General features: G+C 48.5%; 15 protein-coding genes and 2 riboswitches. Of the genes, 14 read left to right on the top strand and 1 reads right to left on the bottom strand.

The genetic code is table 11. The annotated features are described in order from the left end of the window. Nucleotides 1–9 precede the first annotated feature (9 nt). Nucleotides 10–1,491: a rhamnulokinase gene (rhaB, locus tag MHI21_RS24880; protein ID WP_342419089.1), complete on the bottom strand. Its 1,482-nt coding sequence runs from the start codon at nt 1,489–1,491 to the stop codon at nt 10–12. A gap of 354 nt (nt 1,492–1,845) precedes the next feature. After that, nucleotides 1,846–1,949: riboswitch (purine riboswitch) on the top strand. A 157-nt stretch (nt 1,950–2,106) separates the two neighbouring features. On the opposite strand from rhaB, the gene MHI21_RS24875 reads away from it, so the two are divergent. From MHI21_RS24875 to MHI21_RS24810, 14 genes are all read left to right on the top strand, one after another. Then, nucleotides 2,107–2,724: a xanthine phosphoribosyltransferase gene (locus MHI21_RS24875; RefSeq protein WP_342419088.1), complete on the top strand. Its 618-nt coding sequence runs from the start codon at nt 2,107–2,109 to the stop codon at nt 2,722–2,724. Next, on the top strand, nt 2,718–4,025 hold the full coding sequence (locus MHI21_RS24870) for a nucleobase:cation symporter-2 family protein (RefSeq protein WP_165178129.1): 1,308 nt from the start codon (nt 2,718–2,720) through the stop codon (nt 4,023–4,025). The genes MHI21_RS24875 and MHI21_RS24870 overlap by 7 nt, the downstream gene beginning before the upstream one ends. 753 nt (nt 4,026–4,778) lie before the next feature. After that, a riboswitch (cobalamin riboswitch) is annotated at nt 4,779–4,983 on the top strand. A 216-nt stretch (nt 4,984–5,199) separates the two neighbouring features. Further along, nucleotides 5,200–6,780 (top strand): ABC transporter substrate-binding protein, encoded by a 1,581-nt coding sequence (locus MHI21_RS24865; protein WP_342419087.1) that lies wholly within the window; start codon nt 5,200–5,202, stop codon nt 6,778–6,780. Nucleotides 6,781–6,795: 15 nt separating this feature from the next. After that, complete coding sequence (nikB, locus tag MHI21_RS24860) at nt 6,796–7,725, top strand: nickel ABC transporter permease (RefSeq protein ID WP_342419086.1); 930 nt, start codon at nt 6,796–6,798, stop codon at nt 7,723–7,725. Between the two features lie 14 nt (nt 7,726–7,739). Further along, nucleotides 7,740–8,555 carry a nickel transporter permease gene (nikC, locus tag MHI21_RS24855; RefSeq protein ID WP_342419085.1) on the top strand — a complete coding sequence of 272 codons (816 nt, stop codon included), beginning with the start codon at nt 7,740–7,742 and terminating at the stop codon, nt 8,553–8,555. Then, the gene (locus MHI21_RS24850; protein WP_342419084.1) at nt 8,555–9,472 is read left to right on the top strand and encodes an ATP-binding cassette domain-containing protein; all 918 of its coding nucleotides are present in this window, start codon (nt 8,555–8,557) and stop codon (nt 9,470–9,472) included. Before nikC (MHI21_RS24855) ends, MHI21_RS24850 begins: the two co-directional genes overlap by 1 nt. Further along, nucleotides 9,469–10,245: a dipeptide/oligopeptide/nickel ABC transporter ATP-binding protein gene (locus MHI21_RS24845; RefSeq protein WP_342419083.1), complete on the top strand. Its 777-nt coding sequence runs from the start codon at nt 9,469–9,471 to the stop codon at nt 10,243–10,245. Before MHI21_RS24850 ends, MHI21_RS24845 begins: the two co-directional genes overlap by 4 nt. Nucleotides 10,246–10,387: 142 nt before the next feature. Continuing rightward, a complete protein-coding gene (gene nikA / locus MHI21_RS24840) occupies nt 10,388–12,013 on the top strand; it encodes a nickel ABC transporter substrate-binding protein (RefSeq protein ID WP_342419082.1) in 1,626 nt (541 codons plus the stop codon). Nucleotides 12,014–12,059: 46 nt separating this feature from the next. Continuing rightward, nucleotides 12,060–13,004 carry a nickel ABC transporter permease subunit NikB gene (nikB, locus tag MHI21_RS24835; protein WP_339201157.1) on the top strand — a complete coding sequence of 315 codons (945 nt, stop codon included), beginning with the start codon at nt 12,060–12,062 and terminating at the stop codon, nt 13,002–13,004. Next, nucleotides 13,004–13,834, top strand: coding sequence for a nickel ABC transporter permease subunit NikC (nikC, locus tag MHI21_RS24830; protein WP_342420246.1), 831 nt, complete (start codon nt 13,004–13,006; stop codon nt 13,832–13,834). The genes nikB (MHI21_RS24835) and nikC (MHI21_RS24830) overlap by 1 nt, the downstream gene beginning before the upstream one ends. A 20-nt stretch (nt 13,835–13,854) precedes the next feature. Beyond that, nucleotides 13,855–14,679, top strand: a complete 825-nt coding sequence (locus MHI21_RS24825) for an ABC transporter ATP-binding protein (protein ID WP_342419081.1) — start codon at nt 13,855–13,857, stop codon at nt 14,677–14,679. Nucleotides 14,680–14,717: 38 nt separating this feature from the next. Then, nucleotides 14,718–15,527 carry a nickel import ATP-binding protein NikE gene (gene nikE / locus MHI21_RS24820; protein ID WP_342419080.1) on the top strand — a complete coding sequence of 270 codons (810 nt, stop codon included), beginning with the start codon at nt 14,718–14,720 and terminating at the stop codon, nt 15,525–15,527. Between the two features lie 143 nt (nt 15,528–15,670). Continuing rightward, complete coding sequence (locus tag MHI21_RS24815) at nt 15,671–16,480, top strand: transporter substrate-binding domain-containing protein (RefSeq protein WP_039271912.1); 810 nt, start codon at nt 15,671–15,673, stop codon at nt 16,478–16,480. Between the two features lie 30 nt (nt 16,481–16,510). Further along, entirely contained in the window at nt 16,511–17,227 is a 717-nt protein-coding gene (locus MHI21_RS24810) for an amino acid ABC transporter permease (protein ID WP_013312615.1), read from the top strand.

Genomic DNA, 17,227 nt, shown 5'->3' with positions numbered 1-17,227 from the left:
TTTACTCCTTTATTGAGATATGTGAATAGAGGATGTTGCTTGTATCTTAAGGTGCTCCCAGCGATCCAAAAGTTCTTGCATGCCTTCCACCGATTGTGGCTCATATAGCCGAGTCGGAAAGGAGCGGGCGATGGTTCGGCCAGCAGTTTTGAGATCCTCAAGAACACCAGAGCTAATTAATTGCACGACAATATTGCCGATGGCCGTAGATTCGGAAGGACCTGCCTGAACCTCAATTCCCAAGAGATCGGCGGTTAGCTGACATAGTAATTCGTTGTTAGCGCCTCCGCCGACAATGTGCAATCTGGTAATTGTTTCGTCTGTTAAACATTGCAGTTCGTGTAAGGCATCGCGGTAGCTTAAGGCCAGACTGTCAAAAATACAGCGGGCGAGTGAACCCGGCGTCCTGGGGATGGGCTGGCCTGTTTCTTCACAGAATCGCTGGATTTCAATGGTCATACTATCCGGGTTTAAAAAGGATGACTGGTTACAGAGGACGAGACTGACAAACGGTGCCTCTGCTGAAGCCAGTTCGGCCAATTCGGCAAAGCTATGTGCGGAACCGCCCTCTCTCCTAACCTCCTGAATCATCCATAATCCCATAATATTTTTTAGAAAACGGTACGTACCGTAAGCGCCCCACTCATTCGTGTAGTTCGCCTGCATGGCTGCCTTGGTATTCAAGGCTTCGGATCGTTCCATTCCCAGTAGTGACCACGTTCCGCTGCTAATATAAGCCCAAGGTTCTTCCCGCTGTGACGGAACACCTGCAACAGCCGATGCAGTATCGTGAGTCGGCGCAAGAATGATCTGACAGTCTGGAAGATCGTATTTTTGAACAAGCTCCGGCAAAAGAGAACCCAGAACCCGTCCAGGCTCGGCAAGCTCTGAAAACTGATTGCGTCGCAGTTGGAGCAGGGAGAGCAGGTCTTCATCAAACTCTCGGGAGTTCACGTTGAGAAGCTGCATCGTGGACGCATTCGTCATTTCATTGATCATGATGCCTGTCAGGCGATAGTACAGATAATCGGGGACCATCAATATTTTATCCGCCTGGGCAAGCTGTTCCCGATCATGGACGAACAGTTGATACAGGGTATTAAAGTTTAATTCCTGAATGCCTGTTTTCTCATACACAGCCTCTCGACTGATGAGCTGATGCAGCCTATCGGGTGCATGGAGGGTACGTGCATCCCGGTAAGCGTATACCTCATGAATGCGGTTACCTTTCTGATCAAGCAGCACGTAATCTACAGCCCATGTATCAATGCCGAGCGTACAGGAATGAATCCCTTTTTGTTTAGCTTTTTGCAAGCCCTGAATAATCTCATTCAATAGTTCGTCGATATTCCAGTAATCGTGTCCATCCTTTTCGGTAAAGGAGTTGTTGAAACGGTGAAGCTCTTGCAAGCGTAGCTGGTCACCTTGCAGAGTTGCACTTACGAGCCTTCCGCTTGAAGCTCCAATATCAACAGCAAGATAATTATTCATATCCAATCTCCTTGCATGGATAAAATACGGACAGCCTGAAAGTCTGCCTTTTGTTTTTTTAACTAACCCCATACTACTTCCGTTTTTCTTTGTAGTCAACAGAAACGGAAGTAGTATTTGTGGTTTTATTTTTGTTTTCTAAAATTATAATTAAAATTAAGTGTTGTTTTGTATGCATTTTTGTTTTTTACATCTGTTTTCTACAATCAGGATTTTGCAAAGTCCTCACAATATATATACCTTGAACAAAGGTCGATGTGATTTTACGATATTCCAATTGTGGAAGGTTCTCCAAATGCCGCTGTCTGTATGAAAAATAGTCTTGAAACCGCCCGCCAGAGGGTGTAGTATACAAGATATCAATTTCATATGACTCGTATAATATTGGGGATATGGCCCAAAAGTTTCTACCGGATGACCACTGTAATCGTCCGACTATGAGTGATAGCGCATCGGCTTTGGATGAATGCGGGCATTTATTTGTGCGCCAATCCGTCAGGGATGACAACCCCAAGGACAGGCTTCACTTGAGAAACAACTCAAGGGAGCCTGTCCTTTTTTGGTTTTGGCAGGTTTTATACTATTTTAAAGTACAGAAGGAGCGATACTCGCATAATGAAAGCTTTGGAGGAACGTATTCGTCAAGAAGGACAAATTTTATCTGACACCGTATTAAAGGTAGATTCATTTTTGAATCATCAGGTAGATACAGCATTAGCTTTGGAGATTGGTAAGGAGTTTGCACGCCTTTTCGGCAGTGCTCCGATCACCAAGGTGCTTACAATTGAAGCTAGTGGTATTCAATTTGCTATGGCTACTGCTATTGCCTTGGGGGTCCCGTTCATTTATGCGAAGAAAAAGAAGGCAATCACGCTGAATGAGCAGGTATACTTCGCAGAGGTTCATTCGTTCACTCGGCAGGAAAGCTATCAGGTGAGCATTTCTCAAAAATATCTCGATGCCAGCGACCATGTGCTGATCGTAGATGATTTTCTGGCTACTGGCGCAGCCTTGGTTGGACTTACGGATATTGTGAAGGAAGCAGGAGCGGAGCTGGCCGGGGTTGGCTGTGTAATTGAGAAAAGCTTCCAGGAAGGCCGTGGACTGTTGGAGCAAAGAGGCATTGCCGTCCGTTCTCTTGCGCGTATCGCTTCCATGGCACCAGGCGAGGTTCATTTTATAGAGGAAGCTGGCGCGGTGATTCCTCCCGTTAAGGAGAATGTGGGATGCTAAGTAAACAAAAGTTATTCGCGCTGGGCTTCCAGCATGTCATGGCGATGTACGCTGGAGCAATTGCTGTACCTCTAATTGTAGGGGGAGCATTGCACCTGACACCAGCCCAGATGGCTTATTTGGTGGCTGCCGATCTGTTCACTTGCGGGATTGCTACGTTATTACAGATTATGGGGACACGCTTTTTCGGTAGTAGACTGCCTGTCATTTTAGGCTGTACATTTACGGCAGTAGGGCCCATTATCGCGATTGCTTCGACCTCAAATTTAGCGACAGCGTACGGTGCTATCATTTTGTCCGGTATATTTGTGGTATTAGCGGCACCGTTGTATGGCAAGCTGCTACGCTTTTTCCCGACGGTCGTTACGGGTTCGGTCGTTACGATTATCGGTCTATCTCTTATTCCGGTGGCGATGAACAATGTAGCAGGGGGCCAGGGCAGTTCGGACTTTGGACAGCCACGGAATTTGCTGTTGGCGTTAGTTACACTACTGGTTATCCTGCTTGTGAATCGGTTGGCAAAAGGCTTCTTGCGCTCGATTTCCGTGCTTATTGGTCTGTTCGCGGGTACGGTGGTTGCTTATGCAATGGGAATGGTGCATTTTGCCCCTGTGGCGGAGGCCTCATGGGTGAGTGTTGCGCAGCCGTTTTATTTTGGTAAGCCAGAGTTTAGCATGATGGCAGTTTGTACGATGATTATCGTCAATATTGTCAGTATGGTTGAGTCTACAGGCGTGTATCTGGCAGTAGGCAAGGCGATTGATCAGAAGGTGGAGCAGAAGCAGATCGTCAATGGTCTGCGTTCCGAAGGACTTGCGATTATGCTCGGGGGGATTTTTAATGCGTTTCCTTATACAGCTTTCTCGCAAAATGTGGGTCTGATCTCACTCACACGCGTCAAATCGCGGAACGTTATTTTTGCTGCGGGCGGGATCATGGTTGTTCTCGGTTTGCTGCCTAAGCTGGCTGCCTTAACGACAGTGATTCCTAACGCTGTGCTGGGCGGGGCGATGATCGTCATGTTTGGCTCGGTCGCTGCATCAGGCATGTCTATTTTGTCAGAAGTGGATCTGCGGAAGGAAAGCAATCTGCTGATCGCAGCATGCAGTATTGCCGTGGGCCTAGGCTCTGCCGTTCTGCCACAAATGTTCGACCAGCTGCCGAGCTTTGCTAAAATGCTGCTGCAAAATGGTATCGTTTCGGGCTCGATTACAGCGATTGTCTTGAACATCGTTTTGACGAGAAAACAGGGCGAATCGGTCAAAAGCGTGACGGTTCAGGAGGTTCCACAGAAGGTTTGATGATTAGGAATAAATAAAGATAGCCGGAGAGAGGACGTATGCCTCTTTTCCGGCTTTTTGGCATGGGGTTATCCAGATAGTAGATACCCTTGCCGTCTGGGGACATATAGATGAAGCTGCGGGATGAAATGGGTAGCTCTAATTTGGTGTGTTTTCCAGTTTATACGCTAGAAGAATTTGCTAGAGTGGTAGGAAGAGGCATGATATAATCTAAATTATGGATTTTGAATAGTGGTGGATGTTTTCGGACCACGGTGCAGCTTCCCGAAAGGGGGTGAAGCCGATGGTCAACCTTGTGTCGTGCTACGGTGTGTTGCGTTGGATGGTTACTTTACTAAGCCTGGTGTTTAGTATTCGTAAACTTTATCGCTGGCTACGTCGGAAATTTCGGAACAAGCGAAAACCCACCGCGTAATTAGGTTAGGCGCCTAACGGTGGGTTTCGTTTGCATTAACATTTAGTTGTGCAGCGCGCCGTGGTGGTGATCCACAGCCTTTCAAGTCCTAAGAGTCTTTGCCGTTGGCGCGGCGAAGGCTCTTTTTAGTATACGGACACGGTGGTTTACTCTATACCTAATTTTAACACTTCAATTGCGTGCACGCAATTGAAGGTTATGTCTTGTTTCTTCCTTATCGTTCAAATTTAAACTATTGTGCAGCATTTATTGACAAGCCCGTGACAACAAAATAAGATCGTAATGGAAAGAAATAAAGGAAGAAAACAGGTGTGAGCCGGACGACTCTATGTACGGGGTTTTGTTAAGACCATGTGGATAGTTGTTGAGCGTGTTCACTTAAAAGGGAAGTTCGGTTGATTCCGACACGGGCCCGCCACTGTATACAGGCATCAGCAGGATACTGCTGGAGCTTTCAGAACAGCCACTGGAACTGTGAAGAACCGGGAAGGCCTGAAAGATACGCCTGGAGTCAGGAGACCTGCCTGTTTTGACATCACTGTCAGACCCACGGGATGCTGGGGAGGTGGTTAGGCGTGCTGCATACGGAATGTCTGAAACCGATCTGATCCCTTCTATGTTTTTGGAGTTGGCTTCGAGGTGTGTTTTGACATTTTATAATGAAAGCATTTCTGACTGCTGATCAAGTGGTCCGGAATGCTTTTTTCGCGTTTTGCATTAGGTTTATATGATTTTACAAGATAGAGGGGGATTCATCGAATGATTAGCAATCATAGCAGGCGCTCATGGTTGATATGTACAGGGGTGATGCTGTTACTGGCAGTTATGGCTCTTTCGGGATGTACTAGCAATAAGACGTCGAATAGCTCCGGCAAAGATGAGAACGCGTCAGCACAACAAACAGCGACAGGTAAAAAGCTGGTAATGGCGTATACATGGAAACCGTCAGGTGTTGACCCGCACGGAGATAATAGCTGGGATGTGATGCGATCCGGTGCAGGTGAGACACTGGTACGTTTGAATGAAAAGCTGGAGCCTGTGGCTTGGCTGGCAAAGGAGTGGAAGCAGGATAGTCCTACAGTTTGGACGTTCAGCTTGAAGGATAAAGTCACTTTTCATAATGGAAAGAGTATGGATGCAGCAAGTGTAAAAGCATCTTTGCTACGCTCTATCGAGAAAAGCCATCTGGCGAAGGATTTACTGAATGTGAAGTCCATTGATGTAAGCGGCCCGCTGGCCTTAAAGATCACGACAAACCAGCCGAATGCGGCGTTGGTGTCCAATCTAGCTGATCCATCGACGATTGTACTGGATGTGGCATCGATGAAAGATGAGCAGAGTTACCCAGCGATGACAGGCGCCTTTAAAATTAAAGCGTTCAGCAAGGACCAATCCTTGGTCGTAGAGCGTTATGACGGATACTGGGGCGAGAAGGCCCGATTGGCTGAGGCGACAATGAAGTTCATTACGGACGGGAATTCGCGCCTGATGGCGCTGCAATCCGGCGAGGTGGACGTAGCGACGGATATTCCAGTTGATAACGCAGAGGTACTGAAAAAGAACGACAAGCTACAAGTGCTGTCGGCTCCCTCCTTGCGCACCCATATGCTCGTGTACAATATGGAATCCCCAGTATTCAAGGATGCGGCGAACCGTAAGGTGGTGGACAGCCTGATTCCACGCACATCGATTGTGAGCGCCGTCATGAGGGGCTTCGGTACGGAAGCAAGCAGTCCGTTCCCGAGCATTCTTCCCTTCGGTAAAGTTGAGCGTAAAGCGCTGGACGGAACGGCGGATCAGCTGTTAACGAAGGATGGCTGGCAGAAGGACGCCCAAGGGACATGGACTAAGCAAGGCAAGCCGTTCGAGGTTACGCTGCTGACTTTTCCTCAGCGTCCGGAACTCTCTGTTATGGCTGAGGTCATCCAAAGCCAATTGCTAAAAGAGGGAATCCAGGTCAAGATTCGCAAGGTGGAAAATATCGACGAGGCGTTGACCAAAAACGATTGGGATTTTGCTATGTACAGTATGCTTACTGCTCATACAGGAGAGCCGCAATATTTTATGGACATGTTTTATTCTTCGAAAAGCGAAGCCAATGTAAGCCGTTATAGTTCCAAACCGCTAGAGAGTATTCTTAACAGCTTGAAGCTGGCGAAGGATACAGCGCAGCGTAATGCCGTGACACTACAAGCGCTGGATATCATCAATACGGATTTGCCACAGTCGTTCATTGTGCATCCTGACAATGTGTTTGGTGTGAAAAAAGGGGTAGAGGGTTTTACACCCCATCCGATCGAGTATTACTACATTACAGCGCAATCCGATATTGCGGAATAACGAGCGGCGTATCCTATGATTCGTTTTATACTGGAACGTGTGGCGCAGCTGCTCATCATTGTATTCGTTGTATCCACGCTGACTTTTGTACTGATGCGCCTGGCTCCTGGAGACCCTGCTACCATTTTGCTCACCGCGCATAATGTCCCTGCCTCTGAGGAAGCGTTGACGACGCTACGGCAGGAACTGGGCTTAAACGAACCGTTTCATGTTCAATATGTGAACTGGCTGCGGGATGTGTTCACAGGGCATTGGGGCACCTCGTATGTATCCAAGGAATCCGTGCTAGCCGAACTGTGGAACAGACTGCCTGCTACTGTAGAGCTAGCTGCTGCGGGCTTTGCCGTCATGACGGTGCTTACGCTGGGGTTGGGGCTGGCTGCCTCGCTAAAAATCAGCGGTCCACTGGATCGCCTGGGCAGGCTGTTTGCCCTGCTGGGATCGTCGATCCCCTCTTTTTGGCTTGGGTTTCTGTTGATCTATCTATTCTCCGTTCGCTTGGGCTGGCTCCCATCCATGGGAAGGGAGGATTGGACACATTTAGTGCTCCCAGCGCTGACTCTTGGCGCAGGTTTGGGAGCTGTGCAAGCCCGTGTACTACGTGCTCAAATGCTGGAGCTGGGTGACCGGAATTTTGTGAAAGCAGCGAAGGCTCGAGGCTTTTCCCGTATGCATATCCTGTTTTTTGAGATATTTAAGCATGCGGTTCTGCCTATAATTACACTGCTAGGTACCAATCTATCATTTATGCTGGCAGGTAATGTCATCGTAGAGACCATTTTTTCATGGCCGGGGTTGGGCAAGTATTTTATAGATGCAATTACACAGCGAGATTATCCGGTGATTCAGGGGTATGTTATTTTCGCCGTATTTTTAATTGTAGGAGTTCAGTGTTTGGTGGATGTGGTCCAGACGGCGATAGATCCGAGGCTGCGTTTGCGTTAAGGGGGAAGCTGAAAATGAAAAAGATACGGCTTTCCTTTCAAGGGAGCCTGCTGGTAGGAGGCGTACTGTTTGGCCTGATCGTGCTGCTTGGGTTATTGGCTCCATGGGTCGCTCCTCATGATCCTCTTCAAGTGGACCTTTTGAACCGTCTGGCACCACCCAGCCGGAAATATCCTTTCGGTACGGATCATCTGGGCCGGGATGTGCTATCCCGGCTAATTTACGGGATTCGGACGAGCGTGCTAATCGCATGTGCAATTACTGTAGCTACGCTGTGCTTCAGTCTGCCTATAGGGTTGCTCATTGGTTATGTGCGCGGACGTGTAGATCAGGTGATCATGCGGGGAATCGATGGCGTATTGGCTTTTCCAGATATTATTTTAACGGTGGCGATTGTGGGCATTTTGGGTCCAGGTTTTGTTAACATGACCCTTGCGATTATTGCGGTACGGTGGGCGGGCTATGTCCGGTATATCCGTAGTCTGGTTCAAAAAGCCTGTCAGGAGGACTACGTTCGATATGCCCGTTTATCCGGCAATTCACACGTACGTATACTGAGACGTTATGTATTGCCACAAGCGTTGCCGCAGTTGTTGGTTTATGCGGTATGGGATATCGGACGCGTGGTGCTGATGATCGCTGGGCTGTCCTTTCTTGGACTGGGTGTACAGCCGCCCAAGCCAGAGTGGGGCGTGATGCTGCATGATGCAACCTCGTATTTTCAGGTGGCTCCGCATGTCATGATTTTCCCGGGCTTGGCGATTATGCTGTTCGTACTTGCCTGCCAGCTTTTGGGCGACCGCTTTTCGGAAAAGGGGGCGGCCAAATAGTGGAGGATCAAACAGCCCTTGGGTGCAAGGATACGATAGAGCAAGTGGCAGAGCGAAAACCGTTGTTACACGTGGAACATTTGGAAATCTGCCGTACAGGCGTAGGAGCAAGCGGAAGCAGGAGCAAACCACTGCTGCGTGATGTGAGCTTTTCCATATATTCAGGGGAGATTGTGGCCCTGACCGGACCGAGCGGATGCGGCAAGAGCCTGACCGCACACGCAATCGCAGGGATGCTGGAGTCAGGTATCGGTGTTACGCAAGGGCGTATCTACTATAACGGGGAAGACATTCTCCCGTTCCAGGAACGGCGCTGGCAAAGGCTGCGCCGAGAGGATATTGCCCTGCTCATTCAACAATCGCTGAGCGGGTTGAATCCGATCCGGACCGTCCGCGCCCAGCTGACGGATACGCTTAGACTGCACGGGCGGCGTCGGATGCCGCACGACCAGTTGGAGCCGGGGCACGCTGATGCTGACCCATCCCACACTGCACCGCAGCAAGTCCACCCGCTGGGTGTGCTGCCACGGATGCGGCAGATGCTGAGCCGTGCCACGGAGATAGCCAGAGGAGGCGCTACTCCAGTGCGGGAGGCCTATTTGCGCTCTCTGCTCCGCAAGGTTGGGTTTGCAAATCCTGAGCATATTTTGTCGTCATATCCTTTTGAACTAAGCGGAGGCATGTGTCAAAGGGTGCTGCTGGCTGCAATGTTAAGCTCCGGTCCAAGCCTCTTTATTGCCGATGAGCCTACTACGGCGTTGGATGTTATCAACCGCGATAAGGTTCTGGTATTGTTGCAACAATTGAGAGAAGACTTTGATCTCACCATATTGTTGATTTCACATGATCGCCAGGGGATGAGCCGCATAGCAGATCGAGTGTTGGAGATGAGCCCGGAAGGAAGGATGCACCAGTGATGCTGGAATTGAAGAATGTGACCAAAGCATACCCTATCCGCAAACGGAGAAAAGGTTGGTTCAGCACGCAAGATAGCGAGCAGGCCGTGAAAAAGGTGAGTCTGGAGTTACAACAGGGGGAATGTCTCGGACTGGTTGGAGAAAGTGGAAGTGGCAAAAGCACGCTGGCACAATGTATTCTAGGGCTGGAGTCGTTGACCTCAGGAGAGATTTGGCTGGATGACCAGCCCATTCACACCGGAAGGATGAAGGATATCCATCTGTACAAACGAATCCAACTGGTCGCACAGGATTCGTCTTCCTCGCTCCATCCTCGCATGACCATACGAGATATTTTGGAGGAGCCGATCCACAACTATTTTCCTGAGCGAAAAGCGCAGGCGCTGGATATTTGTCTGTCCCTATTGGAATCGGTAGGATTGGAGGCTGACAGTCTGGAAAAATACCCAGCACAGCTGAGTGGCGGGCAAAAACAGCGGGTATGTATTGCCCGAGCGTTGGCGGTGGAGCCCGATATTATCTTGTTCGATGAATCGATCTCCAATCTGGATACGACAACGCAGCTTTCCGTGCTGGGCATGCTTAAGAGAATGCAGCAGGAACGTGAGTTGTCCTACCTATTCATCACTCACGATCTCCAATCTACTCGTCAGTTTTGTGACCGCGTTGCCGTCATGGTTCAGGGGGAGATCGTGGAAATATTTAAGGAATGGGATGAAGACTTGTTACAGCATGAGTACACACGTGCTCTGTTTCAGACGTTGGCGAATTAAGCCATAAATTTAATATTCTACAAATTTAAAATAAATAAGAGGATGGCTTGTCGAATGTTGTTGACAAAATAGCACGTGGTACCTATTCTAAATATGATTATGATAATCATTATCACATATATAGAAAAGGGGAAATACATTGATGTCCGTTCGACACCGCAAGACTGCCACCCTTATGTTGGTGGCGCTCCTCTTATTATCCGTTGTTTTGGGCTGCGCGAAGCAGGAGAACACACCTGCATCCACCTCTACTGAGGGAGCTGCCAATGAAAAGTCGATCACGCTATCGTGGCCGCGTGACATTGGTACGATGAATCCTCACGTATACAATCCTTCCCAACTTTTTGCACAATCCATGGTTTATGAGCCGTTAGTCAGCTATAAGCAAGGAGGCAAGCTGGAGCCTGCTTTGGCTGAATCCTGGACCATTTCCAAGGACGGCAAGATATATACGTTTAAGCTGCGCAAAGGCGTGAAATTTTCGGATGGAACGCTATTTAATGCAGCCATTGTCAAAAAGAACTTTGACGCTATTATGAAAAATGAGAAAACGCATAGTTGGCTTGGTATAGTAGGCGTTCTCGACAAAACTGAAGCTGTAGATGACAGCACCTTCCGAATGACGCTCAAAGAGCCATACTATCCAGTGCTTCAGGATTTGTCTGTCGTTCGCCCGTTCCGTTTTCTGGGTGAAGCCGGGTTCCCGGATGATGGAGATACGTCCAAAGGAATCAAGAAACCTGTAGGTACAGGACCTTGGATGCTGGATGAATACAAGCAAGATGAATATGCAACCTTTAAGCGTAATCCAAATTATTGGGGCACTGCACCAAAGGTGGATAAAATTACGGTAAAAATCATTCCCGATGGCGAAACCCGTGTAATGGCCTTTGAAAAAGGCGACTTGGATCTGATTTATGGAGAGGGTGTCATTAGTCTGGATGCTTTCAAACAGCTTCGCGACACGAATCAGTATGTTACCACGCTGTCCGAGCCTGTCGGTACAAGAAGCCTGTTACTCAACTCATCCAATCCCAAGCTAGCAGACCTTCGGGTACGTCTGGCACTCCAGCATGGCTTTAACAAGCAGGCAATGGTGGAAGGTGTAACCTCGGGGCTGGAGGAAACAGCGGATACGGTTTTATCCAAAAACTATCCGTATACGAATGTAAACTTACAGCCTGTTGGCTATGATGTGGAAAAATCCAAATCGTTGCTGGATGAGGCTGGCTGGAAGCTGCCCGCAGGCGGTACAGTACGGGAAAAAGACGGACAACAGCTAGATTTTGAGCTGATTTTCGATAAAACCGATCCGATCCAAAAGGCGATGGCTGAAACCATTCAGGCTGAATGGGGAGAACTGGGTGTCAAAGTGAACCTGACCGGACTGGAACTGACGGTTCAAATTAAGCGCCTTAGATCCAACCAGTTTGATCTGTACTTCTGGTACAACTATGGTGCGCCTTATGATCCGCATTCCTTTATTAATGTCATTGCCAAGAAGAGCTTCGGAATTTCCGAGGTGCTGAGTGCCCTTCCGATGAAGAAAGACCTGGATCAGCAAGTACACGAAGCGCTCTCATCGACAGATGAAACCAAGCGCCAAGAGCTGTATGCTTCGATTCTGAAGACGCTTCAGGAGCAATCTGCCATTGTGCCTATTTCGTATATTAAGAAAACGGCAGTGTACCAGAAAAAGATTACAAACTTTGTATTCCCCGCTAATCGGGATGAAAATCCGTTTGAGGGAATTGAAATCGGAAAGTAGCTGAAGCCGGTAGGTAACGGTAGTTTACAGGATAGGAGGACAACTCATGATCAGCTATATCGGGAAGCGAATGGTAGCGGTCATTCCTATTGTTCTCTTTGCCACCCTCGTTACCTTTGCACTGATTCATATTTCACCAGTTGATCCGGCCGAGGCTTATTTGACGGCTGCTCATATTTATCCTACTCCAGAGATTCTGGAGCAGAAAAGACATGAGTTCGGGCTGGATCAGCCTTTGCTGACGCAGTATATGCATACACTTCAAAGAATCAGTCAATTGGACTTTGGTACTTCGTATCTGACCAACAAGCCGGTGTGGGATGAGGTCAAGGTTCGGCTGCCCGCCACTTTTGAATTGGCTGTGAGCAGTATGGTGCTATCTATTGTGGTGAGTATTCCACTGGGCGTGCTGGCGGCGATGCGTAAAAATGGATGGATCGACATGCTTAGTCGAGGAATTTCATATTTTGGCGCATCTATACCCCAGTTTTGGCTGGGATATTTGTTAATCTTCTTTTTCTCTGTCCGATTGGATTGGCTCCCTGTAGAGGGGCGAGGAACGTGGCAGCATCTGGTGTTGCCCACGGTGACCCTGTCGCTGGTTCTGATTGCTTTATATACGCGCCTGCTGCGTTCCAGTGTGTTGGAGCAGCTTCAGGAAACGTATGTGCAGTATGCCAGAACTAGAGGGATTCATGAGCGGGTGATCATGCTCAAGCATGTACTGAAAATTGCCATTGCTCCACTGATTACAAGTCTGGGTATGAATCTGGGCAAGCTTCTGACCGGAACAATTATTGTGGAGCAGGTGTTTTCATGGCCCGGGTTTGGCCGTTATTTTGTGGAAGCGATTTTTAACCGGGATATTCCCGTCATACAATGCTATGTGTTTTTGGCGGCATGCCTGTTCATCGTATGCAATTTGCTTGTTGATCTGGTGCATTTGTATATGGACCCCCGAATTTCATCGAAGGGACGAGCAGAGCAGTGATGATAAGGTTGCGTATAATGTTCAAAAGTCAAAAGGTAATCGTGGTCTGCTCTGTCGTACTGGTTGCTCTTTTTATCATTATGGCGCTAGCTCCTTGGCTGGCTCCCCATGATCCGGTTAAAGTCAATTTACTGCACAAGCTGGAGGGACCTTCGAAAGAATACTGGCTGGGGACCGATCATTTGGGTCGATGCAATTTATCCCGGTTGCTGTATGGAGCGCGGATTTCCCTCGGCTTTGCGACATTAATTTTCCTGTCCTCGCTTAGTATCGGCGTTGTGGTCGGGTCGCTAGCAGGTTATGTGGGCGGCTGGGTCGATAGTGTGCTGATGCGGTTTTGCGAGGGCATTATGGCGTTTCCGAATTTGGTGCTTGTGCTGGGCATTGTCGGTATTTTTGGGCCGGGCCTCATGCAGGTGCTGCTTGCCTTGATGATGGTGCAGTGGGTGTATTATGCCAGAATGTGCCGCAATATGGTCGTCAGTCTGAAAGAACGGAATTTTATAGCTGCTGCAAGGATTAGCGGGTCCTCCTCAGGGGCCATTATCCGGCGGCATATTATTCCGAATGTGCTGCGGCCGATTGTGGTCATTGGTACGCTGGAAATGGGCTGGGCGATCATGGATATTTCCGCGTTGTCGTTCCTTGGTCTAGGCATTCAGCCGCCGACCCCCGAATGGGGAGCCATGATTCATGAAGGAACGGGATACATCCGCAGTCATCCGGAATTAATGATCTATCCGGGGGTTATGATTCTGGTGGTGGTGATGGCCTTCAATATATTGGGGGAGGCGCTGTCCGACCGATACGGAATTGCCAAACGTCAGTAAAATGGGAGTGAGTTACAACGATGGACGACAGGGCGAAGGTGCTGGAGGTCAGCGGCTTACAGGTGAAGCTCAAAACCGATGCCGGGGCGGTATCTCTGCTGGAGCCAACTCATTTTGAGCTGAAAAAGGGACAGGTATTGGGTCTTGTCGGCGAGAGTGGAAGCGGTAAAACAGTGACTTGTAAAGCGTTGCTCCAATTGCTGGATCGCCAGACGATGGATGTGGAAGGTAGTGTCCGTCTGAATGGGCGTGAACTGAACGGAATGGCGGCCGAGGAAATGCGGCGTATTCGGGGCAAGGAAATCGCGTTTATTATGCAAAATCCGATGAGCGCCTTTACGCCAGTGTATACGATCGGAGCTCAGTTTATGGAAACGGTCCGCACGCACACCGGATTAACCAAACGACAGGCCCATGAACTTGCCATAACGGCTCTGGAAAATATGAATCTGCCCGATCCAGCCAAGCTGATGAAGCGGTATTCGTTTCAGTTGAGCGGCGGGATGTTGCAACGGGTCATGATCGCCATTTCGATGTGCCTGCGGCCAGCAGTGGTTATTGCGGATGAACCAACGACGGCGCTTGATGTGGTCAATCAGCTACAGGTGCTAAGAGAGCTGGATCGCTTGCGTACGGAATACAATACGTCCATTTTGCTGATCTCGCATGATCTGGGCGTCATTTCCCAATTGGCGGATGAAGTGGCTGTCATGCAGCAGGGTCGTATTGTTGAGCAGGCTGAGGTCCATCAGTTGTTCGATCACCCGCAGGATGAATATACGAAAATGCTGCTGCATATCAGACCCAAGTTGTCCATTCGGGGCATGAATCAGGTAGGTGGTTAGTCGCCTGTTCGACAGTTACACTTTCAAAAGGGGAGCGAATGCGTATGCTACAAGTGAAGAAAGTAACTCATAGCTATGGAAGGCGCAAATGGCTGGGCCGTTCTGAACCACGCCCCCCTGTGTTGGCTAACGTTTCACTTACTATAGAGAGTGGGTTTTGCCTAGGCTTACTTGGAACCAGTGGAGTCGGTAAAAGCACGCTGGGCAAGGTTATTCTGGGGCTGGAGAAGCCGCAGGAGGGTCAGGTGCTGTTCCAGGGACAGGACATTTATAATGCGAGCCCCCAAGTCCGCAGGGGAATGCGACGGGATATGCAGGTCGTATTTCAGGACTGCTACTCTGCTGTAAACCCCCGAATGACCGCCGGGCAGATTATTGGGGAGCCATTGGACAATTACGAACGGTTATCGGTGCAGGAACAAAAAAGAACGGTCGAAAGCCTACTGGAACGGGTCGGCCTCAAGCCAGAGGATCGGATTAAATATCCGCATCAGTTCAGTGGCGGACAATTGCAGCGGATCAATATTGCACGGGCGATTGCGCTCAAACCAAAGCTGATCGTGCTGGATGAGTCCGTCAGTAGCCTCGATATGGTTCACCAGATGCACATTTTATCCCTGCTGGGAGAACTGAAATCTTCGTTTGGATTGTCATATCTGTTCATCACGCATGATATTCGGGCAGCTTATGCTGTCTGCGATGGCATTGCTGTGATGGAACAGGGGAGACTGATCGAGCGCTGTGATGAGAAGGATCAGATTTTTGAATCTGCTCATCCGGCTGTACGACGGTTGATCTCGTCCATTTTGCCGGAACATCCAGCAGAGCGTTTTCCGCTTCATGGATGACATTGGACCCGCAAGGGTCCTTTTTTTGTGCAACATATAGCTAAATAATCAATATGAAATTTACTTGTTGTATTATTTGAATAACCCGTTATAATATAAAATCATAGTAAATTACTTGGATATTAAAAAGGGGATGTCATAATATGAAGAAATCTGCTTTGGTAGCAGCGATTGGCCTATCTCTTGTGTTATTAACGGGTGCCTTGAGTGGATGTTCCTCGAAGGATGCGGCATCGGGGGATAAGGTAATCTATGTCGGCACACAAAATGACTACCCACCGTTTGCTTTTACGAATGATAAAAACGAGCTGACTGGATACGATGTGGAAGTAGTCAAGGAGATCGACAAGAAGCTGGACGGCTATAAGATTGAATTTGTACCTTCGGGCTGGGATGCGATATTCCTTGCACTAGATTCAAATAAAGTTCAGATGATCGCCGATGAAGTTGCCAAAAATCCTGAACGTGAGAAGAAGTATTTGTTCTCGGATGAGTCCTATTTCTCGGCTCAGTCGGTTATTATTGTGAAAAAGGGTAGAACGGATATTCATTCCCTCAAGGATTTGGAGGGCAAGAAGGTAGCGGCCTCGGTAGGCGACTCCTACACACAGTTGTTGGAACAGTATAATGCGGAGAACGGAAATAAAATTATTTTGAAATACAATGATACAGGTACTTCGTCCGATAACCTTCAAGACGTGCAAAATGGCCGAGTGGACGCTTATGTGAATGATCCGGTTATGGCGGCGGCAACAATCAAGAAGGAAGGCTTGCAGGTGGAAGCTGTGGGTGAGCCGGTGCAAAGCGATAACATCAACCTGGTGTTCAAAAAGGATAAGCAGGGCGAAGAGCTGAAAGCTAAAATCGACCCGATTATTAAAGAGCTGAAAGCGGACGGAACACTGAAAAAATTGTCTGAACAGTGGACAGGTGGAGAATTTATTCCTCAGTAATAACAATGTAAAGGGTAAAGTGGGGTTCCTATGGAAAAGCTGTTTGATCTTGATTATATGCTGAAAAGCCTTCCCCAGATCGTCGAGTATCTCCCCGTGACCTTATGGATTGCGTTTGTGTCCATGCTGCTGGGGGGGATCATAGGGTTAGCTACGGCCTTAATCCGGATATACAAGGTGCCTGTCTTGGCGCCATTGTCTACGTTGTATGTCTCGTACATTCGGGGAACACCGCTCATTGTGCAGCTGTTTCTCGTATATTACGGAATACCCAAGTTTCTGTATTATTTCCAGAGCGAATATGGATTTTTACAGCAATTCAATGTCTATGTCATTCCGCCCGAGCTGTTTGCGTTGCTCTCATTTTCATTGAACCTCGGGGGATATTTGTCGGAGACGTTCCGGGCGGCGATTCATTCAGTCGACCGGGGACAATTTGAGGCTGCTAATTCCATCGGTATGAGCCAAACACAAATTATGCTCAAAATTGTATTGCCACAGGCGTTGACGGTCGCTTTGCCCAATTTGGGAAACACGCTGATCAGTACGGTGAAGGATACGTCTTTTATTTTTATGATCGGTGTCGTCGATATGATGGGACAGGCTAAAATTATGGGCGCGCGAGCGTTGGCTTTTTTTGAGGTATATGTTGCGGTGTCTCTGATTTACTGGTTGGTGTGCATTATTATTGAGCGCGGGCTTGTCGTGCTGGAGAAGCGTATTCGAATTTACGAAAGAAGTGAGTAA

The organism is Paenibacillus sp. FSL H8-0168 (assembly GCF_038592955.1).
Taxonomy (GTDB): domain Bacteria; phylum Bacillota; class Bacilli; order Paenibacillales; family Paenibacillaceae; genus Paenibacillus; species Paenibacillus polymyxa_B.
This window is presented reverse-complemented; position numbering and strand designations above follow the sequence as displayed.